Below are 21,185 nucleotides of genomic sequence, written 5' to 3'. Positions count from 1 at the left end.
TCACTGGTCAATCTCGACTGCGATGTCGTGATAGACCACGTACGTCCGCTGGATATCGCCGGAGGACGACGTGAAGTTACACCAGCCGTTGGCCGCGCAACTGAACCCTTCGCTCTCGAAGTAGGACTGCCAGAGTGCCTCACGCTGTGGGGCCGAGTCGACACTGATGTTGACGTGTTCGATGTTGCCGTCGGTATCGGCGAACGAGACGTTGCTGCTCCGGTGGTTTGTCCGGACAAGCACTGTCGACCCGCCCAGGCTCTGCTGGTCACTGGCGGTCGTGCCGACCACCGTGATGAGAACACGGTCATCTGAGACGAGTATCGGCGGCGTCCGTTTTTGCACGCCACCGTCCCGGTTCGTCCGATACACTGCCCCAGCCTCGTATACGAGCTCGCGCTCCTGATTGCCGGCGTAGATAATCGGTCGTATCTCCCAGGTCCCGACATCTTTGGGCGCAGTTCCGTCGTGGACATGTACCGATATCGTCGTGTTTTCGCCCGTCCTGAGCGATGCCTCCCCGAGGCTGACTTCGGTCGCACGACTCGGTGCCCCCTGTTTGTGGAGGTCCGCGATGTTGTCCGAGAGCACATCGAATGCCCGCTCAGCGTTCTCCATCTGCTCCGCGTCCCGAGCGTTCTGTAACGCCCCCAGGCCGCTTACTGAAACGAGTATTATCGACGCCACAATGAGACTGAACACTAGAGCAAAGCTCAGCACCTCACTTACCGCGCGGTCAGCCATCTCGGACCTCCAGTTGATCGCTTGATTCGTCGTAGAACACAGTTATCACACCGCCGCCGGCGGTGGAGTCCCCTAGGGCTGTCCGGGTTGTGAGCGACACAGTCACCGACACCTCCGGAGCGGTCGATTCGAGCGTGAGTTCATCGGCAGCGGGGTCAATCGAGACTCGGTAGCCGGTCCCACTCACCCGCGCTGGGAACGTGTGATCTAGATTCACAGTCGGGTCGTCGTCGGCAGCGACCACCAGCCGATCAACACGAGCGATGTCAGAGGCCACTTGCTGTCCGATGACTTCGAGTTCGTCCCTGATGACCTGCTCCTGCCGGCTTTCGACGAAATTGCCGCCAGCAATGAGGAGTCCGGATACCAAAATAGAGGCGATGGCCAGACTCAGCGTGTAGCTTAGCGTCGTCGAGACGGCGCGGTTACGACGCATCTGGCTCACCCGGGGCCACCCGTATCTTTGCCTCGTACCGTAAGTTCGACGTGTCGTAGCGATAGCGGACGGTCGCGTTGTAGACCGCGGTCGTGCTGAACGGCGACGCGGGCGCTGTATCGAGCGTGTTTGCTGGCGTACTATCGCGGACGACCATCGAGTAGTTCCCCTTGATCTGGTCGCCCGACTCGTAGGTGATGTTGTACTCGTCGCCGACGCCATGGGCGAATCGCCCGTCGAAGCTCCCGCCCTGAAGCGCGAGACACGGCTCGCCCTGCACCGTGCCGCCGGTCACGTCGATATGGGCGTACGGTTCCTCGATAGGGACAGCACACGTCTGTGTGCCGCTCGGTGTGTCGACTTCCACGTTGACCGTCCCGCTGGGGCCGACGTCGCCCCAGATGCGCATCATCCATTTCGGGTTACCACCGGTGCCGTTCGTTGTGACGACGAACTCGCTCCCTGAACTGGGGAGTTGCGTCGCGTTGATGACGAACCGTCTGGTCGCGTTCGTTCCGTCGCCCGGGCGCGTGACCCGCTCTCTGACCATCCAATTGGCGCTCGGCGTCGCCTCGCCGGATTCGAACAGTGACGTGTTGGTCTGAGCAATTCGCGTGCCGTAGGTCGGCGAGCCGGCGAGTGTGACGTTTACCAGTGTCCCGCTCGTGACCCGCTGCCGCTCCGTCTGCGTACTTGTGGTCCGTACGCTCTCGCGTACACTAGTTTCGAGCGCCGACTGGGTCGAGTAGTTGTACCTGTTAGCCGCGACAATACCCTGCCCGATGTTTGCCTCCACCATCGCTCGCATCTCCAGCGCGTCGTTGCTCCCGGCAACCTCACCCCGGCTCGCGAGGTTCTGCGTGTAAATCGCGGAGTTGACGACCAGCGCAAGACCGATGAACGTCACCGCCAGCGCTAACGCGGCGATAAGGATTATTTGTCCGCGTTTGTCGTCGTTCAGATGCGCCACGCGACCACCTCCACGCTGACCGTGTTGTAGACGTTCTTTCCGGTGTCCGAAACCGTATAATCGGTCGCTGGGCCACCGAGCCGCGTGCTGTTGCGAGTCCCGTCCGCGTCTCGCAAGTGGTCGTCGTCCATGAGCGTAATTGTGTGGCTGGCACGCACTGCGTTGTCGCTTGGTTCACCGCTGTAGACGTAGCGGGTCGTCACAGTTCTTCCCTGCGTGTTCTGGAACCTGAGATAGACGTTGTAGGCGATTCCCCGCTGGTCGAACGCACGCTCTAGCAACTCCCCGAACCGGTTGTCCGGGGGCCCGTTCGTGTAGTACTCCCGACCACCGGCTGTGTTGTGGAACTGCGCCGTGCTGTTGTCCCAGTAGAGCACAGCCGGTTTCAGTGCGCCCTCTGCCGCCGCGGAGGCGAGGACCCCGTGGCCGATTGCCTGCTGCTGGTTCTCGATGTGTTGACTTGACGTGCTCGCGGACAGCGGCGTCACTGCTGTCATCTGTAGCGCGAACACCAGACTTGCCAGTAACAGCATTCCGCTGACAATCGCTTCGAGCGTGTGCGCCTGCGCACGCATACTACCACATCACCACGCGAACTGTGACATCCTGCCCGTTCAGCGAGACCACCCGCAACGCAGTGACCGACGCGTCGTTGTTTGTCGGTGGATTCCCACCGATCGTGAGTATCGTCCCACAGCCGGCCCCGGCTTCAACGAGTTCCTCGCTTCCTCCATCCCAGCAGAGCGTTTCATCGGCGGCTGCTGTTGCCGTCGCGTTCCCCCGGATTGTGACGTTCACGTTCTCCCGAGCCGGGTTGAGCCCGACCCGTTCCTCTGCACTCCCACCGGAGTTGTAGCCACATCCTGACGGTGGTGCGTTCCCAGCGAAGAACTCCTGTGTACAGTGTTCCTCCAGAACGTACGGCTGTTGTGGCGACCCAAGCATCCCCATTGTGAGTCCATCGGCCACTCTGTCGGTCGTGACCGTCTCTTCCTGCACCCCCGCAGAAAACGGCGATAATAGCCCCGGAATGAACAAGAAAATGAATATCAGGACGCTTAGAAATAGGCTCATGCCGATGGCGAAGTCCAGTGTCGTCTGCCCACGCCGGTGCTTTTCGATCCAGAGTGACCGGCTGGCACGCCGGTTGGTAGACTGCGTCTCATTTCTCCTACGGTTCATAAGCCTGATTCACTAAACTGAGATTACTGTAGGGATGGTATCAGGCGTTATAACCATTGTGGCCGTACTGGAACTCCAATTACCGGATTTCTACACACCCTGCAAGGTCGATGCAATGCTGGTCTAAACAAGATCGTGGGTCCGGTTCTCTATGTCCCTGTGCTTCGATGGGTTTAAGCAATCCCATCGGAAAATAAGCAATGCACGCAAGGGCTCGTAGATCAGGGGTAGATCACTCCCTTGGCATGGGAGAGGCCCCGGGTTCAAATCCCGGCGAGTCCATCCTAATTTTACCGTCGTAGATGGATACGTGGATCCAACTAATAGCTCTGGTTTTCCCGTCTGGAGTGGACATTCCGTACTGTGTCAGTTCTGGCTTGGTTATATAATTCCGGATTCAGTTTTTATTATGAGGTCACCAGCGCCTCACATACGAAATAGAATGCGGGATATCAGCTACGGCCACTGAGTGTAATAGTGTTTCATAACTGAGTACCTATACCTCAACGTCGCCAACTTATGTCGCTGTTTTGTCGAGATAGTGTGAAACAGTACACTTATGTGCAATAGTTGGTATGTAATTGAATATGTTCGAGTGGGGCAGCTGGGGGGCTGGAGACCGGGGTGTATCACACGTTCTGGGTGTGGTGTTGTTGGCAAGTGCTGTCATCATCGGCGCGATACTGATCGTTCAAGTGGGGCAACAGACGATCGGAGATATCAACGACGACGCGAATGTTGAGCTCGCTGAGGAGGTGCTGCTGTCGGTTGATCAGAGCTTCCAGCGGTCAGATACCAATGAGTCAGTCGAGATACCAGACCGGGTTCGATCTGATATCACTGTTACAGACGATGCGACATACAATCTGACGTTGAACGGCCGCTCGGCCTGTTCGACCGGGAACCGTTCGTTACAGACGATTCGATATCAAGAGAACGGCCAACAGGTCGGCTATCAGGGAGGGGGTGTGTGGCGGATGACCGAGTCGGGCGCGACGATGTCGTCGCCCCCAGCAGTGAACTACGACCAAGGGGCGCTGTCGGTCTCATTCGCAAATATCTCCGGACAGCAGATCGGAGGAAATTCGGTTGCAATTCGGTCGAACGCGACGGCCGAGCGGCCACACGAGGCGGCACTACAGATGGCCCTGTTCACTGATGTGTCCTACGAGGACGCTCGAACCGGCTCATTTTCGTCACCCAGTTATGAGTGTCCCCCGTCGCAGGTCGCCAACGCGACACTGACGATCAAAAACAGTAGCTATGCCCGCGCGTGGGCGGATTGGGCACGGAGCACCTACGATGACCAGTACGTCACTGTGACACCGGCCTCGGCTGAGCCGGGTGAAACGATTCATGTACGCTTTGCGCTCGGTGACGTGTCCGATTCGAAGTTCGCAGTCGATAACATTACCGTGCAGTCAGACCCTTCGAATCCCGGCCAGGCAACCGTCTCAGCGATGGTCACCAACACTGGCGGGCTGAAAGACACTCAGACCATCACATTGAAACACAATCGTTCGGGGGCGCCGAGCGAGGCGACAGAGACGGTCACGCTCGGCGGCGGGGAATCTATCACTGTGAGTGGCACGGTCGACATCGCAGTCGCGAAACCACACAACTTCACCGTCGAATCAGACCACGATACTGCCTTTGAGAGAATCGTGTATACGACTGTTCCCGGTACGCCGTCGTTGGATATCACAGGCAGTTCGATGCCAGCGACGGCGCGGCTGAATCAGGTCCCGTCGGCGACAGTCACGGTCACGAACAACGGGGAAATGACCGCGGATCAAGAGGTCCTGTTTCTGGTGAACGGTTCTGTGAACGCGACACGGAACCTAATAGTCGATCCGGGACAGAGCCGGACCGTCGACTTCGGCCCGTCGATGCCGACCAACGAGAATGGCACATACGATCTGGAGGTCGAGACAGAGGATGATACATACTCACAGCCCAAGGATGACGGGAGCTATTTCATTGTTGGCGATTCCGGTGTCTTTGAAGTTACGTCAGTTTCACCCCCCGGCGGGGTAGAGAGTGGTGAGACGGCAACTATTGGGGCGACAATCAAAAACACCGGGGACATTCGCAGCACCGGCTCCGTCACGATACATATCAAGGACGAGTCGGGGGCTGAAATAGACTCAAAAAGCAGGGACTTCACGCTCAATGGAACCAGGAACGGGGCAGAGGAAGAGACAATAACCCTCACCAGTGGCTCACTCACTGCGCCTTCGTACAGCAATTATACCTATCTCGTAGAGACACCGAATGACGCCGTCAACGGGACGTTCACTGTTGGCGCATCGGCCCCACCAGTGTTTGATGTCACCAGTGTCAGCGTCAATAATCCAGTCAGACCGGAGAACAAGACGACGGTTAGCTTCACTGTTAGCAACACCGGTGGAACGACGGATACCCAGATGCTTCACATTAGCAGAGACTGGGGTGCTGACAAATCATCTGAGGTGCAGCTTGACCCGGGTAAAGATGAGACGGTCACGCAGACGTTTACCGTTCCATCTGAAGAGGGGCTCTATCGCCTGAACTTTATGACCGAGAACCAGACCGCTTGGCGGATGTTGAATGTTCAATTGAATCCAGTAATTAAACGCGATGGGTCAGAAGTAACAACTAACAGGAGAATAAACGGATCAATAGTGCTCAAAGGGGCTGAACTGGAAAGCAATACTGTTGATACTATTTCTCATACTCGTGTAGAGATGGCTCTGGAGGTCCGGAATCAGTCCGAGTACGAAATCCCGTTATGGCGCGATGTAGGCAACGACTTCGAGGACGGTGATGTGAACGGCCCGTATGCAGAAGAGCGGCTTGTTACCGGTGATGATCATCCATATGAGTACACAAGAACCTTCGAAAAGAATACGACCTTCTCGTTATTCGCCACGTCCTATTGGTGTGATGAGTACACATCGACTGATGTGACGTTTGAGATAGACGGAAATGAGTACGATACAGAACGATGCGTGGACCATGACGAGGTTCGTATTTCAGTTGATAACCCTGAGAATAACCAGAACGTAGACATTTTGCGTAGTGGTGATAAAACACCTGGATACGGGCAGGCAAGCAGTGCACAGCGCAGGCTTGAGGATATGCTCGGCGAAGAGCGACTCAACAATACAGGCAGCGACAACGCAACTCTCTCTCTCTTGCTGACGGTGAACTGGTTTTTCTTTATGAACTCTCAGAGAGGGATGCAAGCCCTGAAAACGCATACAGCAGTGATGACCCGGACTACAACGACGCAATGGCACTGTTCAGAGTGAACTCTATCGAGGAGTCTCTCTCAAAGCCAGCGTTCAGGGTTATCGACGTTGACGCTCCTGCTCGTGTTGACGAGACGAATGCACACGTGACGGCGACCGTCAAGAACGTGGGTGGCAGGTCCGGTAACGCGACGCTCACAAGTACCTTTGACGGGAGCGCAGCCGGTACGGAGACAAAAGAAATTGAGCCAAACGAGACAAAACAGTTCACCTTCGTCTTCGGGACCGGTAGCAAGCCGACGGAACAGTTGTATCTGTACAATATCTCCCTGTCTGACGAACGCAAGCGGTGGGGCGGAAATATCTACGTCGGCGAACTGGACGAGCAGTTCATGCAGGTCGATTCGGTCAGAGCCTCGGGTGCGATCGACAGTGATGGGTCTGCCAACGCTACGATTAACATCACAAATGTCGGCGATGAGGACGGAATTGCCGAAGTTGCGCTCTACACAAAGAACACCGACGACGCGAGTTCGACGTTCACAGAGGCTGACTCTACGACAACCTCGGGGCTCACAAACGGGGAGACAGAGCAAGTAAACCTCAGCATGCCGACCGACCGCGGCAACTACACGTACTACGTGCAGACGCGGAACGGGACGTCAGCAAAGCAGTCGTTCTTCGTCGGCCGGTCAAATGTCGTGGTGAACGACACGCAGGGAATCAATATCGGCGCAGAAAAATACGACACTTCAACACTCATCGAACGCCGTGGCGGTGCACAGCGGATGACCGTCGAAGTGTTTAATAATGGTACGGTCGGCAGCGAGCGTGAAGTGAACCTCACTATTACGAACAAGAGCGACGGGTCGGCCGTGTTCACAGGCTCTACAAATGTCACAGTCGGTAGCGGCGACCTGCGAGATGTCGACAAGTACCCGGCGTGGGCTGGCTACGACACCGACCTCGACCCCGGATACTACACGTACGAGGTCACAGTGTACAACGACACGGCCAGCGGGTCAATTGACGATACTGCGACGGGAGAAATCTACCTGAAGGAAGTCGACGAGAGTGGCGCAACCACGAACGACTCACCCATCTCGATTGACTCCGATACGATTACAATCGGTAGTTAAGGCCACAGCAGACCCGCTTTTTTGAGAACGGCTTCTGTGTCAGCGGTACAGTCTAGATTACATGTCTGGACGTGGCTCAGCATAATCGTATATAGAAACACGGCTATCGGCGGGGTCAGTATTGACTCCTCTCACCGGTCGAGCGCACGTAAAGAAAAACTGAGCTGTGTTGAACCGAGTTAGCCGAAGAGTTCGCCGAGGCCCTCACCGCTTGCCTCGTCGTCTTCGTCGTCATCGTCGTCGCCGCCGTCGTCGGCAGCCTCTTCTTCGGCTTCCTCGTCGGCCTCGTCGGCCTCGTCGGCGTCACCCTCTGCGGGTGCGGCCGCGCCACCGCTTGCCGGCACCGGTGCCGCAGCGGCCTGGTCGACGGCCTCTTCGATGTCGACGTCCTCGAGGGCGGCGACGAGGGCCTTGACACGGGACTCCTCGACGTCGACGCCTGCGGCGTCGAGCACGTCGGTGAGGTTGTCTTCGTTGATCTCTTCGCCCGATTCGTTCAGGATGAGTGCAGCGTATACGTATTCCATTGTTGTAGTCTGTGTTGTTAGAACATCGCTCCGAGCGCGTCGCCGGCGTCCTCGTCATCGTCGTCATCGTCGTCGGCCTCCTCGGCCGCGTCGTCGGCGTCCGCGTCGTCCTCGGATGCGGTGTCCTCGTCTTGGTCGTCAGTCGGTTCCTCTGTCGCCACGTCGGCCTCGACGCCCTGAAGCTCCTCTGGGAGTGCCTCTTCGTCGTCAATCTGCGAGGCGAGCGCACGGACCTGTGCGTCAGCCTTGCTCACGAGGTCAGGCACGACCTCGGGGTCCTCGATGGCCGCCTGGAGCGCGAGGCTCTTGGCGTTGCCACGAGCGGACTGGAGCATCGTCGGGGCCGTCGTCGCGGTCGGGTAGTCGGCGTTGACCGAGAGATTGAACGCTCGGCCGGCAGCCGCCTGGATGTCGCTCCGGTACTCGTCGATGTCGAGTTCCAGTTCCTCGGGTTCGAACAGCACACCGTCGGCGAAGACGGCGCGAAGGTCGAGACCGACCTCCTTCGGTTCGATACCGAGTTCGTTCAGCACGTTCGAAAGTTCCTGAGAGACTTCCTCGCCGGTGTCAAGCACCGTCGAGTCAGAAAGGACCTGAATGGAGCCTTCCTGAATGCGTGCGTCGGCACCCACGCTCTGGAGTTCGCCAACGAACGGACCGGGGTCGACGCCCGTGTCGCCTTCCGGAATCACGATATCGTTCGGGGCCACCTCACCGGCACCGATGGGTGCGGGCGTCTTGGAGGCCTCGAGTTCCTGAAACAGCGAGAACGGGTTATCGTCGGTCCCGATGAGTCCAACCTGCCCGGTGATGTAGCCGTTGAGGTCTTCGAGTCCGTCATCGACATCGTCGAGTGCACGCTCAAGCAGCGTGTTCCGGGAAACGCGAAGTTCGGCGGTCCCGTACAGGTCACGTCGCATGTCCTGCAGTTGCCGGGAGGGAATCCCGGCGATGTTGACGACGCCGACGCTCTCGTAGGATTCGATCATCTCTACGATGGCGTCGACCTCTTCCTGCTTCCACTCGGGAATGGTTTCGGTCTTGCGTTCGGATTCGGCGCTCATATCAGGCAACCTCCATCGCAGGCCCCATCGTCGTCTTCACGTAGACAGTGTCGATGTTGAGCGGGCCCTTCTCGAGGTCCGCGTGCAGACGGCGGAGGATAACGTCGATGTTGTCCGCGATATTCTCGGCGGACATGTCCTCCGCGCCGACCCGCGTGTGGAACGTTCGCCGTTCCCCGCTGCGGAGCTGCACGGTGTTTTTCATGCGTTCGATGACCTCGACGACGTCGTCGTCGGGGTCGAGCGGTTCCGGCATCTTCCCACGCGGACCGAGGACGGTCCCGAGGTAGCGACCGATATCCTGCATCAGTCCCTTCTCCGCAATGAAGAAGTCAGTGTCATCGGCAAGGTCCTTGGCGGCGTCGTCGTCGCCACCGAGTTCCTCGAGTTCATCCTCGTCGAGTACGTCGTCTGCGACTTCCTCGGCACGAAGGGCGGTTTCGCCCTCGGCGAAGACCACAATAGTGGTCTCCTGACCGGTGCCAGCAGGAAGCACGACGGACTCGTCGACGCGGTTCGACGGGTCGTTAAGATCTAAGTCGCGCAGGTTCACAGCGAGGTCGACCGTTTCGCGGAAATTCCGCTCAGGTGCGTCCTCGAGTGCGCGCGAGACTGCGTTTTCTATTTCCTGATCTGCCATTGTTCACCTCCGTAGTACGCCAATCGGCTTCTACGGGTCAGTGAAACAGGCGGATGCCTGTCTCGTGCGGGTAGACGCCAATGCGACACTTAAACCCGTCGAACCAGCACAAGGACCGCTGACGGGCGTGTTTCCGGTTCGCAGGGGCCAGTCGTTAACGGGGGTACCATCGACTGTGCAGTGGCTCAACAGCGTCGAAAGCAAGGAAAAACACACGCCAGTCGCACAGCAACGCCAGTCCGACTTACGCTTGGGCTTCGGCCGCAAACACGTCGTCGTACTCGCCTGCGTCGATGCGCTCCTTGAACTCGCGTGGGTTCTCGCCTTCAATAGTGACACCGAGAGAGGTGCACGTCCCAACGACTTCTTTTGCGGCGTTCGTGAGGTCGTAGGAGAGCAGGTCGGGGTGCTTCTGCTCGGCGATCTGTTTGACCTGGTCGACGGAGAGGTCAGCGACGAAGTCCTCCTGGGGCTCGCCGCTGCCGGTTTCGAAGCCAGCCTCGTCCTTGATGAGTTCGGCCGTCGGCGGGACACCGACTTCGATCTCGAAAGAACCGTCGTCGTCATACTCAACGGTGACGGGGACTTCGGTGCCGTCGAACGCTGCCGTCTGGTCGTTGATCTCCTGTACGACTGCCTGCACGTCCACCGGTGTCGGGCCGAGTTCCGGACCGAGTGGCGGGCCAGGGTTGGCCTCCCCACCGGGAACGAGGACTTCGATAGTTCCAGCCATACATAGTGGAATCCTCGCGGCAGTTTAAAGGATTGCGTTTCACGGATAACTGCGTGAGGCTCCCACACGCACGAGCACTCACCGTTGACTCATCATCAGAACGCCAGCGCGACAACAAATGGAGTACTTGTCAGCTCAGGCGAACGTCACGCCGTTCCGAGCGAGGAAATCGCTCGCGTCTTTGATTTCGACCGGGGAGCCAATTATCCGGATCTGTTCGCCTTCCTGATGAACGCTCACAGTGAACCGCTGTTCCAGTTCCTCGCGAATGCCGTCGAGCGCACCGACTGGCAGCAGTATCTGCGTGCTGTCGCGAAACCGACTCGCCGCTCCCATTATCGACATATGACGGAGGGCAGCCTATAGGTGTGTCGAATTACATGAGGGTCGTTTGACCATTCTGAACGGCAGGACGGCCCCATGACGTATGCCGCTGGGGTCGCGTCGGCGAGGGAGGAAAGCCTTATTCGGTGTGAGGGGCCGACATACATCTAATGGGGCTCGAAGAGGAGATTCAGGAACTCGAAGACGAAATCGCCAGCACTCCCTACAACAAGTCTACAGAGGCCCATATCGGTCGGCTGAAGTCCAAGCTCGCGGAGAAAAAGGAGAAGCTCGAACAGCAGGCTTCCTCGGGCGGCGGCGGTGGCTACGGCGTTGAGAAACACGGCGATGCGACCGTCGCGCTCGTCGGGTTCCCCAGCGTCGGGAAGTCGACGCTGCTGAACGCACTCACAAACGCCGAGTCCGAAACGGGAGCCTACGAGTTTACCACACTTGATGTCTACCCGGGAATGCTCAAGCACAAGGGTGCGAACATCCAGATTCTCGATGTTCCCGGACTTATCGAAGGGGCTGCTGGCGGCCGCGGTGGTGGGAAAGAAGTGCTGTCCGTCGTCCGGACCGCTGACCTCATCGTCTTCCTCATCTCCGTCTTCGAGATTGACCAATACGACCGCCTCCGAGAAGAATTGTACAAGAACAAAATCCGCCTCGATCAGGATCCACCATGGGTCAACGTCCGCAAGAAGGGTAAAGACGGGATTTCGGTTAACACGGCTACTGGCGTCGAACTCGACGACGAGACGGTCAAAGCTGTCCTGCGCGAACACGGGTACGTCAACGCCGACGTAACCATCGGCGAGCAGCTCGGTATCGACCAGCTCATCGACGGCGTGATGGACAACCGTGTCTACCTGCCGTCCCTCGTCGCCGTCAACAAAGCCGACCTTATCGAGCCCGACTATCTTCCGAAAGTCGAAGACGAACTCCAAGAGCGAGACATTGACCCAGAGGAAGCGATCTTCATCAGCGCCGAGGAAGAGAAAGGACTGGATAGCCTCACCGAACGCATCTGGGAGGAACTCGGCCTGATCCGGATTTACATGGACAAGCCGGGCCGCGGTGTTGACCGCGAGGAACCGCTAATACTCCGTGAAGGCGACACCGTTGACGACGCCTGCGAGAAACTCGGCGGCAGCTTCGACGAGCGCTTCCGCTTTGCTCGTGTAACCGGCCCGAGCGCCAAGCACGACGAACAGCAGGTCGGGCGCGACCACGAACTCGCGGACGAGGATATCCTGCGAATCGTCGCTAACCGCTAGGTTGTCGCGCGTCGGTTCTCGCGTGCACGCGAACAACTGAAAAAGGGGTCCCACGGAAGAACAATCCTGTGGAGGACCGCTACCGCATAGCGGAGTAGATGCGTTCATTGGTGTGGAACCCTGCTACCAACTATGGACCGCGGTCCCAGACGCCGTCTTATCGCCGTCGTTGTTGCCGGCTTCGTCCCCTGGACAGTGGTGCTAATTGGAAAGGAACTGACGCTCGTCTTCTCGTTTGGCCTGTTCAACACGAACCCGCCGGAGTTGCTCTCGGTCTACAGCTACTTCATCCGCTTTACCAGCGCACTCCCGCAGTTTATCGAATCGTGGGGTTCGGGCGTCCTGCTGTATGCCTTTGCTCTAGCCAGCGCCGTTGCGGGTGTCGTCTGGCGTGAGGATGTTCGGGTGACCGCCCTCGCACTCGCAGGTGCGGGTCTGACGCAGTTTCCGGTGTTTCTGGGGTTCAACAGGCGGCTCAACTACGTGGCTGTCCCGGTCGGCTCCCTTGTCCTGCTTATCGTGGTCTGGTGGTACTACCTCCCGGCTATCCGAGCGGACACGGCGACGCGGTGACCTGTGGTATCGAATCCGGACGGAACCGCCTCTGGCGGTAGCCTTTTCGCTCGCTCGAACCACATACCGTGTATGTGGTCACTCGATCATACGATGATGCGCGTCGAGGATCTGGACGCCTCACTGGACTGGTACCAGACGTATTTCGATTACGAGGAGAAGGGTCGCTGGGAGGCCGATAGCTTTACTAATGTCTTCCTTGGTCCGGAGGATGTCCACGACGAGGGTGCACTGCTCGAACTCACGTACAACCACGACGGGCGCTCGTATACGATGGGCGACGCGTGGGGACATATCGCCGTCCGCTGTGATGACGTGTACGACGCCTACGACGACCTGATGGACGCCGGCGTCGAGGATTACCGCGACCCAGACTCCTGTGGCGGTTCCTATGCCTTCGTCACAGACCCTGATGGCCACGAAATCGAGATCGTCGAGCGAGACCACGGCACGAAGTGGTCCCTCGACCACACAATGATCCGTGTCGAAGACGCCGAACAGGCTATCGGCTGGTACGTCCGGAAGCTCAACTACGAACTGTTCCGCCGTGAGGAGTTCGACGACTTCGCACTGTACTTCCTCAAACCCGAGGACGCCCCCGACGAGGCGATGTCGGTCGAACTCACCTACAACTACGACGGCCGGTCCTACGAACTCGGCGACGCGTGGGGGCATCTCGCGGTCCAGACTGATGACCTCCACGGCGCGTGGGAGACGCTGATGGGGCGCCACGCCGAGGACTACCGTGACCCTGAGAGCTGTGACGACCGCTATGCGTTCACCAAAGACCCCGACGGCCGCGAAATCGAAATCGTGACGAACTGACGGCACTGGTCGGTACTACCCGTCTGTTCTAATCTATTCTCGCGCGGTAGCTGTCAGAAGGAGATTCGTCTGCGGAGGCGTTCCTGAGCGAGCAGTGAGGATTCGTGAAGCCTTATCGTCTCAGGCCAGCGATATCATCTCCGATACGTAGATCTGGGCCGTCAAACGCCCGAATGCTGATCTTGTTATACACCTACAAGATTCTTAAACCACATCTAATCGCCACTGACGGTGCCTTCGTGCCCTGGCCATTCATGATAGTTGGATTTTCTTACCACAAAACATTTACAACAGACACCTGTCGTTTAGACTGTATCCCTACCCATGACGCCAGAAGTGAGTACGCCGGTTCGGTCTATGCGTGGTCGTGGTGACCGCGTTCCGACCAGGTGAAAAACTGCTGGGGTCGCCCGATAGCAAACACAAACTATGACAGATACAAACGAGAAAATACGCAGTCTGTTCCTGACCGCGCTCATGGTGTTCTCGGTATTCGCCATGACCACCGGTTTCGTGGGCAGTGCTGCCGCGGCTAACTTGGACGCTGGGACGTTCTACAGCGGCCAAGAGGTAACGTTTGACGTAACAACCAACAACGCAGACTACGAAGTTCGGACCGTGGACGATAGCGGCGACAATGACCAAGTGGGCTCGCTTCGCCGCACGGTCAATTCCGGCAGCAACGGTATCATTGAGTTCGAACTCGATGACCGCCTCAGCGAAGGTGACTTTGTCGTCCAACGGTCGTCAACTGGTGACGTCGTCAATCTTAACGACGGTACTGAGAATCCTGTAGGCTCGAACGGCCTTGCAGCCTCTGAGACATTTGAGGTTGTCCGGCAGGACCTCACCGCTGACTTCGACGATGACAGTGTCGGCACCTCCGGTGACTCGGCTGAGGTTGACTTCGAGATCTCATCCGATGTCCGGAACGGATACGCGGTCAACATCTCCTCTGAGGATCTTGACCGTGACGAACTCGCCGATATCTTCGTCAATAATGCAAATGCCAACGTGCCCAGCAGCGCCACGGTTATTACTAGTAGTAGCCAGTCCGGCCAACTAGAAAACGTCAATAACCCGACTGAGTTCTTCGAGGACACCGAGAAGATCCAGATTGTCGGTGACTCAGAGGGAGACTACACGCTGGATTTCACGGACATTAACGAAGGCAACTACACAATCGAGACTAACGTGACCGACACCGGCGCCTCGGACTCGGACACCATCGAGGTCGAGGACACCGGTGACGACGAAGCAGCCTTCGCAGATGGTGTCGTCACTGAAGAGCGTGGTGACGTGGCAAACATCACCATCCAACTCGACAACACCGACGAAGCGACCGTGCAGGTCGGTGACAAGGATGATGATAACTACTACGAGCGTGTCATAGAAAGCGCCACATGCAAAGCAGCAGGGTGCGGAAAGTGTGTCCAACACAACCGCGACCCTGCAGGACGTAGGTTCGGTTAACGACTTCTTGAATGCGGCGGCTACCGAGACAGTACCGCTGTTCGAGCATCTTGAGTTCGAGTTTCTGCTGGAGTACGACGTGTTCGCCCCCTCGGGGCGGGGGCGAACACGAGTCCATGAGCCACCAGACCTCTTTCGCGGCTTTCTACACTGCTACTACAAGGATGTATACGGCACACGTCCAGTCACACGAGAACTCCAGCACAGCCTCGTCTGGTACTACTGCGGACTCGACAAACCACCATCCAGAGACACAGTTGACCGGTTTCTTACCGATCTCGAACACGTCATCGATGATGTCTTCAAGAGACTCGTCGAGCAAGCCGCCTGCCGGGGCCTGCTCGACTCGACGTACTCCATCGACTCAACCCACATCGAAGCGGTCCAGTACAACGACGCCGCCTCGTGGAACTACGACCCAACAGCTGAGGAACACTCAGTCGATCACATCGGGTTAGAGGAAGCGTCTACTTGGGAAGAGTGTGGAAGCCACCCAAGCAGACAGCGAGATAGAAGAAGAGCACCTGCTTAATTTTGTCGTCAATAGTCTTGACGAGGAACTTTCATTAGATCTCGGCGAGAATGTCAAGGTCACGGCAGAGACGCTCTATGAGGTCCTCGCCGGCGCCAGCGCCGGCGGGACCTCGATCAATCACGTCTGCGAAACGACTGACGACTCACCACACGCTAATACCGTCCGTGGACATCTCACCGATCAGTTTGAACTGGATTCGGTTGAATCGGTTGGAGACACGCTGCTTCAACGAGATACGCTTGAGACACTTCCAGATCGACCGGTGGAGGTCTGCGCAGACCTCCACCTCGATCCCTACTACGGTGATGAGGACGAAACCGAGGCTCTGTACTCCTCACAGGCCAAGCGTGGAACAACGACGTTTCACGCCTATGCAACGCTCTACGTGCGCGTACGCAACAAGCGATACACGCTGGCGGTTCGCCAGCTCGTTGCTGGCGAAACCACCAGCGATGTCCTCGGTGAGTTTCTTGAACTCCTTGACGGCCTTGACCTCGGCGTCAAGGCCGTCTACCTTGATCGAGGTTTCTACAACAGCACCTGTCTCAAGCTGCTGTACGCGCACAATTACGCCTATGTGATGCCGATCGTCAAGTGGGGTGAGACGATTCAAAACAAACTCAGCAAAGGCTGGAGCCGCGAGATCGAACACGATCTCGCTGGCGAGGTGGAGTTCCCTGTGTTCATCGACTGCGTGTACCAGCAGGGACGGTACGACGAACACGGGGTGGCGCGTCACGGCTACGCCGCTGACGCGCCCTTTATCGACACGCCACGAGATGCACGAGATCACTACAGCAAGCGCTTCGGCATCGAATCAAGCTACCGATTAGCCAAGCAGAGCCTCGCTTTCACTAGTTCTCAGGATGCTGGACTACGGTTGGTAATGTTTGTAGTGAGCCTACTGCTTCAGAACAGCTGGCGATATCTCCACTGGAGGTACGTGGCGGCGCCCCGCCGTGGGGGGCGCCGCCTCTTGCAGTGGTCGTTCACGGAGTTTTGCGAAATGACGCTTCGCGCAGCTTGGACAGCACTTGGTGTCCGCAGGTCTGTTCCAGCGAATCAACCACTTGACGGCCGGTTCTTCCGGTAGCTGTCCATCGGGCCGGACGGCGGTCGTCAGTGGTGACACTGTCGCGTCGGCGGCAGTCCGCCGCCGACAGCGACGGTCCATCCCGAAAATCATGCTCACCAGCGGTTCGAAGATGCTCCACAGCTAGTTCGGTTTAGTTCACCGTAATCAAACGGGGTTACGCGGCTGTCGATGTGATCGACTGACACTACTACGGCTTCGGCTGTACGATCGTCTCGACCGGTCCAAAGATTCCGATAGCAGCGGAGTTCACACAGAGCAAACAAGCGGATCAAGAGACGGCGATGCGCGTCACGTGTGACGCGCTCGCCGTCGATACACCCATCTGGATGCTTGGAGACAGCGCATACGATATCCTCGATTGGCACGACCACCTGCTGGCCGCAGGGGTCGTGCCAATTGCCCCGTACAACCCGCGAAATACCGACGATCCGCTCGATATCGAGTATAGGGTCGAAGATCGTATCACCGAACACAGTGAGGAAGTTCTGCTCAAACAGTCCATCTTGGACGAGACGTACAACCACCGGATAGGAGTCGAACGAACTAACGATGCCGTCAAGGACTGCGGCCTCGGGCACGTCCGCGCCCGAGGCCGCGTCCACGCTCGAACAGAAGTGTTCGTTGCGCTCTGCCTACGACTCGTCGTTGCAATCACCAACTACGAGCGAGGAAACGAGCCGGGCTGTGAGATGCTATGAGATGGATTCTATGACACGCTCACTACGCCATCGCCGAAGTGACTGACGACAACGACGACGGTGAAGTCTCCGTCAAATTCAATAGCTACCAAGCTGGCTCCGGCAATGCCGGTGATGTCCTTGTCCCCGGCGACGACGAAACCACCATCGATGAGGTCAACGAGAGGACGTTCGGTGGATTCGGTGGCTCGAATGCCGGCGATGACATTCTTGAGGCGACCGACTACGACATGCTGACGGTTGAAGGGCACGTTAACCTCGCTGGCAACAGCACAGCAGAGGTTGAAGACGAGGACGATGTCGGTACGCTCTCGCTTGAAGAGCGGTCCACCGAGAACGTTCAGGTGTGGCGCGCCCCAGCCAGCACGTACAACGATGATATCGATGACCTCGAGGATGATGAAACCGCACCGGTCTACGACCTGATCGAGGCTGGAAACATCACGCAGACCGATGAAGCGGCGATCGACGATGTCAACGACGACATCATCATCCAAGTCGAGGCGTCCGGTCTCGAAGGTGTGTTCACTGACGGGAGCGGGAACCTCGACACGAGTAGCTACGGTAGCGCCTCCGGCGCTGAGGATACCGGTGCTGTGTTCCAGCATGCACTTGAGGATGATGACCCTGGTGCAAACGTAGATACCAGCGGTACTGATATCGACGCGCTCAGTAGCGGTGATTACAAGGTAATCTACGACGAGGCCAACGACACGCACTTCGTCGCCATCGATGGGAATGCCCTCGAAAGCGCCTTCTCAATTGAGGACGAAGACGAGTACGCGGCGAACTTCACCGTCTACGATCAGAACAGTGACCTTGTCGACGACGACGACGACAGCGAAGTCGCCAACGACAGCGTTCAGTTCGTCGACGCTGATGCGACGCTGAACAACGATGATGATATCAGCCTTCAGGCTGCTTCTGGACAGCAGATCTTTGGGACGACGAACGTCGCACCCAGCAGCGAGGTAACGATTCGCCTCCGCAGCCAGTCGAGCAGCAGCCCGTTCCTGCTCCAGCCGGAGACAGCCGTCACAGAGAACGGTACGTTCACGGCAACGGCTGACCTCAGTGACCGTAGCCCTGGAACGAACTTCACGGCACAGGCCCGTATCGACGGCAGTAACGTTGGTGACGACATCGATGGCACGCTCGTTGAAGGCGAAGTGGCCACCGTGAGCATCAGTGATCAAGAATCTGACGGTAGCGAAGTCGTCGTTGACAACGTGCAGCTGTCCGCCGGTGGCTTCATTGTCATCCACGACGACTCCCTCCTTGAGGGTGAAGTCGCGGGTAGCGTCGTCGGGAGCTCCGAGTACCTCGAGGAAGGCAGCCACGAGGACATCACGATCACGCTCGACGAGCCGATGGACGAGGACTTCACCGCGGTCGCGATGCCGCACCTCGACACCAACGGCAACGAAGCGTACGACTTCCCGGGTGCTGACGACCCGTACACCTCGGGCGACGGCCCTGTCACGGACAGTGCGAACGTGACCGTCACCTCCGAGGAAGAGCCGACGGCCACGGAAGAGCCGACGGAAACCGAAACCGAACCGCCGGAAACCGAGGAGCAGACTGAGGAGACCACCACCATGGACTCCGGAACCGACGAAGCTGAGACCACGGAAGCGTCCGGTCCCGGCTTCACGGCAGCCATCGCGCTCATCGCGCTCGTCGCTGCTGCGCTCCTCGCCGTCCGACGCGACAACTAACTGGAATCGCTCCAGTCTCTGAACACCGTTCTTTCTTTTGCGTGCTACGCCGGTAGCGGCGGCGCTGTCGTTGACGCGTTCTGACGACGACACCGCACAGTAGCGCAACGACAAAACATATACGCCGGTTTGGCTAACGTACAGGCAATGAGTGAGACAGTCCTGCAGACGGGTGTCGACATCGCTGGACTGTCGTTCGGCCCGGTCACGGTCTCGGAACCGCTGATGTGGCTCGTTCTTGCGGCGTTTCTCGGAAGCGTAGCCGTCGCCCAGTACGACGAGGAACTTGCCCGCCCAGTCGGGACGGTCGGCTGGGTTTTGTTCGCAGCGTACTGGCTCGTTCTGGCACCACACTTCATTTTGATACAGAAAAGCGTCGTCGAGGGACTGGGAAGCGTCATCGCCGTGCCCCTGTCGCTGTACACCGGCTACTTACTCTGGAACGGCCGGGAGTCGCTGCTGGTGTTGACCCGTGCCATCGGTATCATGGGCGTCATCTACGTGCCCTTCCTCACCATTGGACCGCTCCGCCAGACAATCATCGAAGTCGTCACCGATCAGGTCGTCTTCCTGATGACGCTCATCGGGTACGACCCGATGGTGGTGGACGGACTCTCGCACAACGGCATCGACATCGCGTCGAAGCAGTACCCCTACGAGAACACGTTCTGGTTCGACGGGAACGAGCGGCCGATAACGTACACTATCATTCTGGCCTGTACAGGTATCGGCAGCATCTCCATCTTCGCCGGCGGAATACTGGCAGTCAAGGCACCGTGGCGGCGGAAACTCCGCGTGCTGGTCGTGGCCGTCGGCATCATCTACGTGTTGAACCTCATTCGGAACCTCGGGATCGCGCTGGCATTTGGCCTCCAGAAAGCGCAGTTCTTCCCGGGAACGGTCATGGCGCTGTTCGGCCTTAGCGACGCACAGCTGGTATCCTACTACATCGTCGACCGGATGCTGGCGCAGTTCGGCTCAGTCATCGTCCTCGTCGGGCTGACGTGGGTACTGATGCGGGAGCTACCGGAGCTCACCGTTATCGTCGAAGACCTCCTGTTTCTGGTGACCGGAACCGAGTACGACCTTGGAACGACATTCGAAAAGGACCAGTCGGAGTCGGGTCCTGCGACGCCCGGTGACGACTGAACTGCGTCGCGGAACCGACGCTCGCTATTCTAACGCTGCTCCAGCAACTGACTCCAGTGTATCCGCCTCAAGTGGGTGGAGCGAACCGGGAATGACGAGCAGATGTAGCGGGTCGCCGAACGTCTGCGTAGCGAGTTCGTCGAGCGTGTCAGCGGCCACTAATGGGTCTGGACTGCCGGCCCTGGCCACGACAACCCCAAGTGTGTCCGGGAATGGCTCCGACAGCATGGTGGCAGCCTGACTGGCGGTCATGTACGTGTCGTCGCTTTCCTCCCAGTGGGGGTCGTCGACTTTGATGTCGAGGTAGACCAGCGTGTGCAGGTCCCGGTCTCGATTGTCCTCGATGGTAGCGACGACGCTGTCCGGAACGCCGTCACCGCCGTGTGCGTCCTCGAACGGAAGGGTCGTAGCCTTCCCGAAGCGGTAGTTCTGCAGGCCGGTCAGCGAGCCGGCAGCAGTCTGGGCGGTCGTCCCGTGAACGATTCGGGTTTCGATACCACGGTCCGCGGCCCGAAGCCGGAGGTCAGCGTGTGTCGTCGAGACCATCGTATCCCCGGCGGTACAGAAGACGACGTGTTCGCTCTCGGCGGCTTCGAGAATCGGCTCAGGGTCCTGCTCGATGCCGGCTCGGTCTCTGCGTTCGATACTCGTCTCCAGTGTGTCCTCCAGCGTTTCGATATCAGTACCGATCAGCCGGCTCGTGTAAAATTCGGCGAACACCCGGTCAGCGTCCCGGATGGCGTCGCGGCCCGCGACCGTGACCGAGCGCTCATCATAGAGGCCCAGCCCGACGAATGTGAGCATATCTGAAGTGGGTCGCGGCCGGGGATAAAGGGCGCGAAGCGT

Annotated in this window: 19 protein-coding genes, 1 tRNA gene and 3 pseudogenes; 12 read left to right on the top strand and 11 right to left on the bottom strand. The window is 58.3% G+C overall.

Annotated elements, in window-relative coordinates; all coding sequences use genetic code 11:
- The 5 genes from BDK61_RS11780 to BDK61_RS11760 are packed head-to-tail and all read right to left on the bottom strand — an operon-like array spanning nucleotide 1 to nucleotide 3,332.
- Nucleotides 1–744 (bottom strand): DUF7289 family protein, encoded by a 744-nt coding sequence (locus BDK61_RS11780; protein WP_121303308.1) that lies wholly within the window; start codon nucleotides 742–744, stop codon nucleotides 1–3.
- Nucleotides 737–1,180 (bottom strand): DUF7266 family protein, encoded by a 444-nt coding sequence (locus BDK61_RS11775; RefSeq protein ID WP_007187785.1) that lies wholly within the window; start codon nucleotides 1,178–1,180, stop codon nucleotides 737–739. The genes BDK61_RS11780 and BDK61_RS11775 overlap by 8 nt, the downstream gene beginning before the upstream one ends.
- Nucleotides 1,170–2,150 (bottom strand): DUF7261 family protein, encoded by a 981-nt coding sequence (locus tag BDK61_RS11770; RefSeq protein ID WP_121303307.1) that lies wholly within the window; start codon nucleotides 2,148–2,150, stop codon nucleotides 1,170–1,172. The genes BDK61_RS11775 and BDK61_RS11770 overlap by 11 nt, the downstream gene beginning before the upstream one ends.
- Nucleotides 2,138–2,725 (bottom strand): DUF7288 family protein, encoded by a 588-nt coding sequence (locus tag BDK61_RS11765; RefSeq protein WP_121303306.1) that lies wholly within the window; start codon nucleotides 2,723–2,725, stop codon nucleotides 2,138–2,140. The genes BDK61_RS11770 and BDK61_RS11765 overlap by 13 nt, the downstream gene beginning before the upstream one ends.
- Before the next feature lies 1 nt (nucleotide 2,726).
- Nucleotides 2,727–3,332, bottom strand: coding sequence for a DUF7287 family protein (locus BDK61_RS11760; protein WP_121303305.1), 606 nt, complete (start codon nucleotides 3,330–3,332; stop codon nucleotides 2,727–2,729).
- 210 nt (nucleotides 3,333–3,542) lie between these two features.
- Here BDK61_RS11760 and BDK61_RS11755 point away from each other — a divergent pair.
- From BDK61_RS11755 to BDK61_RS23850, 3 genes are all read left to right on the top strand, one after another.
- Nucleotides 3,543–3,614, top strand: a tRNA-Ala gene (locus tag BDK61_RS11755).
- Between the two features lie 305 nt (nucleotides 3,615–3,919).
- Nucleotides 3,920–6,625, top strand: coding sequence for a DUF7289 family protein (locus tag BDK61_RS11750; RefSeq protein WP_244209776.1), 2,706 nt, complete (start codon nucleotides 3,920–3,922; stop codon nucleotides 6,623–6,625).
- Nucleotides 6,607–7,704, top strand: coding sequence for a hypothetical protein (locus BDK61_RS23850; RefSeq protein WP_244209774.1), 1,098 nt, complete (start codon nucleotides 6,607–6,609; stop codon nucleotides 7,702–7,704). Before BDK61_RS11750 ends, BDK61_RS23850 begins: the two co-directional genes overlap by 19 nt.
- A gap of 179 nt (nucleotides 7,705–7,883) precedes the next feature.
- Here BDK61_RS23850 and rpl12p read toward each other — a convergent pair whose 3' ends face one another.
- The 5 genes from rpl12p to BDK61_RS11725 form a co-directional block, all read right to left on the bottom strand.
- The gene (rpl12p, locus tag BDK61_RS11745; protein WP_004591725.1) at nucleotides 7,884–8,231 is read right to left on the bottom strand and encodes a 50S ribosomal protein P1; all 348 of its coding nucleotides are present in this window, start codon (nucleotides 8,229–8,231) and stop codon (nucleotides 7,884–7,886) included.
- A 17-nt stretch (nucleotides 8,232–8,248) separates the two neighbouring features.
- The gene (locus tag BDK61_RS11740; RefSeq protein ID WP_121303304.1) at nucleotides 8,249–9,295 is read right to left on the bottom strand and encodes a 50S ribosomal protein L10; all 1,047 of its coding nucleotides are present in this window, start codon (nucleotides 9,293–9,295) and stop codon (nucleotides 8,249–8,251) included.
- A gap of 1 nt (nucleotide 9,296) precedes the next feature.
- Nucleotides 9,297–9,935, bottom strand: a complete 639-nt coding sequence (locus BDK61_RS11735; RefSeq protein ID WP_004957040.1) for a 50S ribosomal protein L1 — start codon at nucleotides 9,933–9,935, stop codon at nucleotides 9,297–9,299.
- Between the two features lie 244 nt (nucleotides 9,936–10,179).
- Nucleotides 10,180–10,668 (bottom strand): 50S ribosomal protein L11, encoded by a 489-nt coding sequence (locus tag BDK61_RS11730; RefSeq protein WP_004957037.1) that lies wholly within the window; start codon nucleotides 10,666–10,668, stop codon nucleotides 10,180–10,182.
- Nucleotides 10,669–10,803: 135 nt separating this feature from the next.
- Nucleotides 10,804–11,004 (bottom strand): VNG_1110C family protein, encoded by a 201-nt coding sequence (locus BDK61_RS11725; protein WP_004957035.1) that lies wholly within the window; start codon nucleotides 11,002–11,004, stop codon nucleotides 10,804–10,806.
- 158 nt (nucleotides 11,005–11,162) lie between these two features.
- Between BDK61_RS11725 and BDK61_RS11720 the strand changes: the two genes are divergently transcribed.
- The 9 genes and pseudogenes from BDK61_RS11720 to artA all read left to right on the top strand — a co-directional run bounded on the left by BDK61_RS11720 (nucleotide 11,163) and on the right by artA (nucleotide 20,339).
- Nucleotides 11,163–12,272: an OBG GTPase family GTP-binding protein gene (locus BDK61_RS11720; RefSeq protein ID WP_121303303.1), complete on the top strand. Its 1,110-nt coding sequence runs from the start codon at nucleotides 11,163–11,165 to the stop codon at nucleotides 12,270–12,272.
- Nucleotides 12,273–12,404: 132 nt separating this feature from the next.
- Nucleotides 12,405–12,845, top strand: a complete 441-nt coding sequence (locus BDK61_RS11715; protein ID WP_011223605.1) for a TIGR04206 family protein — start codon at nucleotides 12,405–12,407, stop codon at nucleotides 12,843–12,845.
- Between the two features lie 72 nt (nucleotides 12,846–12,917).
- The gene (locus BDK61_RS11710) at nucleotides 12,918–13,670 is read left to right on the top strand and encodes a VOC family protein (RefSeq protein WP_011223604.1); all 753 of its coding nucleotides are present in this window, start codon (nucleotides 12,918–12,920) and stop codon (nucleotides 13,668–13,670) included.
- A 429-nt stretch (nucleotides 13,671–14,099) separates the two neighbouring features.
- The gene (locus tag BDK61_RS11705) at nucleotides 14,100–15,143 is read left to right on the top strand and encodes a DUF7827 domain-containing protein (RefSeq protein WP_121303302.1); all 1,044 of its coding nucleotides are present in this window, start codon (nucleotides 14,100–14,102) and stop codon (nucleotides 15,141–15,143) included.
- A pseudogene (locus BDK61_RS11700) lies at nucleotides 15,100–15,579 on the top strand (IS5/IS1182 family transposase); the annotation flags it as partial. The gene BDK61_RS11705 and the pseudogene BDK61_RS11700, both read left to right, overlap by 44 nt.
- Nucleotides 15,580–15,625: 46 nt before the next feature.
- Nucleotides 15,626–16,771, top strand: a complete 1,146-nt coding sequence (locus tag BDK61_RS11695) for an ISH3 family transposase (RefSeq protein WP_121302812.1) — start codon at nucleotides 15,626–15,628, stop codon at nucleotides 16,769–16,771.
- Nucleotides 16,772–16,956: 185 nt separating this feature from the next.
- Nucleotides 16,957–17,472 (top strand): annotated as a pseudogene (locus BDK61_RS11685) (transposase); the annotation flags it as partial.
- Between the two features lie 20 nt (nucleotides 17,473–17,492).
- Nucleotides 17,493–19,190 (top strand): annotated as a pseudogene (locus tag BDK61_RS11680) (DUF7282 domain-containing protein); the annotation flags it as partial.
- A gap of 147 nt (nucleotides 19,191–19,337) precedes the next feature.
- Nucleotides 19,338–20,339: an archaeosortase A gene (gene artA, locus BDK61_RS11675; RefSeq protein WP_121303301.1), complete on the top strand. Its 1,002-nt coding sequence runs from the start codon at nucleotides 19,338–19,340 to the stop codon at nucleotides 20,337–20,339.
- Between the two features lie 24 nt (nucleotides 20,340–20,363).
- Here the strand turns inward: artA and dph5 are convergent, their stop codons facing one another.
- Nucleotides 20,364–21,143, bottom strand: coding sequence for a diphthine synthase (gene dph5 / locus BDK61_RS11670; RefSeq protein WP_011223602.1), 780 nt, complete (start codon nucleotides 21,141–21,143; stop codon nucleotides 20,364–20,366).
- Nucleotides 21,144–21,185 lie beyond the last annotated feature (42 nt).

It is taken from the genome of Haloarcula quadrata, from assembly GCF_003634715.1.
In the GTDB taxonomy this organism is placed as follows: domain Archaea; phylum Halobacteriota; class Halobacteria; order Halobacteriales; family Haloarculaceae; genus Haloarcula; species Haloarcula marismortui.
This window is presented reverse-complemented; position numbering and strand designations above follow the sequence as displayed.

What these genes read in the sequence shown, in the direction of transcription:
- BDK61_RS11780 (WP_121303308.1), bottom strand. Translation starts at nt 744, where the DNA reads ATGGCTGACCGCGCGGTAAGTGAGGTGCTGAGCTTTGCTCTAGTGTTC.
- BDK61_RS11775 (WP_007187785.1), bottom strand. Translation starts at nt 1,180, where the DNA reads ATGCGTCGTAACCGCGCCGTCTCGACGACGCTAAGCTACACGCTGAGT.
- BDK61_RS11765 (WP_121303306.1), bottom strand. Translation starts at nt 2,725, where the DNA reads ATGCGTGCGCAGGCGCACACGCTCGAAGCGATTGTCAGCGGAATGCTG.
- BDK61_RS11760 (WP_121303305.1), bottom strand. Translation starts at nt 3,332, where the DNA reads ATGAACCGTAGGAGAAATGAGACGCAGTCTACCAACCGGCGTGCCAGC.
- BDK61_RS11750 (WP_244209776.1), top strand. Translation starts at nt 3,920, where the DNA reads ATGTTCGAGTGGGGCAGCTGGGGGGCTGGAGACCGGGGTGTATCACAC.
- BDK61_RS23850 (WP_244209774.1), top strand. Translation starts at nt 6,607, where the DNA reads ATGGCACTGTTCAGAGTGAACTCTATCGAGGAGTCTCTCTCAAAGCCA.
- rpl12p (WP_004591725.1), bottom strand. Translation starts at nt 8,231, where the DNA reads ATGGAATACGTATACGCTGCACTCATCCTGAACGAATCGGGCGAAGAG.
- BDK61_RS11740 (WP_121303304.1), bottom strand. Translation starts at nt 9,295, where the DNA reads ATGAGCGCCGAATCCGAACGCAAGACCGAAACCATTCCCGAGTGGAAG.
- BDK61_RS11735 (WP_004957040.1), bottom strand. Translation starts at nt 9,935, where the DNA reads ATGGCAGATCAGGAAATAGAAAACGCAGTCTCGCGCGCACTCGAGGAC.
- BDK61_RS11730 (WP_004957037.1), bottom strand. Translation starts at nt 10,668, where the DNA reads ATGGCTGGAACTATCGAAGTCCTCGTTCCCGGTGGGGAGGCCAACCCT.
- BDK61_RS11725 (WP_004957035.1), bottom strand. Translation starts at nt 11,004, where the DNA reads ATGGGAGCGGCGAGTCGGTTTCGCGACAGCACGCAGATACTGCTGCCA.
- BDK61_RS11720 (WP_121303303.1), top strand. Translation starts at nt 11,163, where the DNA reads ATGGGGCTCGAAGAGGAGATTCAGGAACTCGAAGACGAAATCGCCAGC.
- BDK61_RS11715 (WP_011223605.1), top strand. Translation starts at nt 12,405, where the DNA reads ATGGACCGCGGTCCCAGACGCCGTCTTATCGCCGTCGTTGTTGCCGGC.
- BDK61_RS11710 (WP_011223604.1), top strand. Translation starts at nt 12,918, where the DNA reads ATGTGGTCACTCGATCATACGATGATGCGCGTCGAGGATCTGGACGCC.
- BDK61_RS11705 (WP_121303302.1), top strand. Translation starts at nt 14,100, where the DNA reads ATGACAGATACAAACGAGAAAATACGCAGTCTGTTCCTGACCGCGCTC.
- artA (WP_121303301.1), top strand. Translation starts at nt 19,338, where the DNA reads ATGAGTGAGACAGTCCTGCAGACGGGTGTCGACATCGCTGGACTGTCG.
- dph5 (WP_011223602.1), bottom strand. Translation starts at nt 21,143, where the DNA reads ATGCTCACATTCGTCGGGCTGGGCCTCTATGATGAGCGCTCGGTCACG.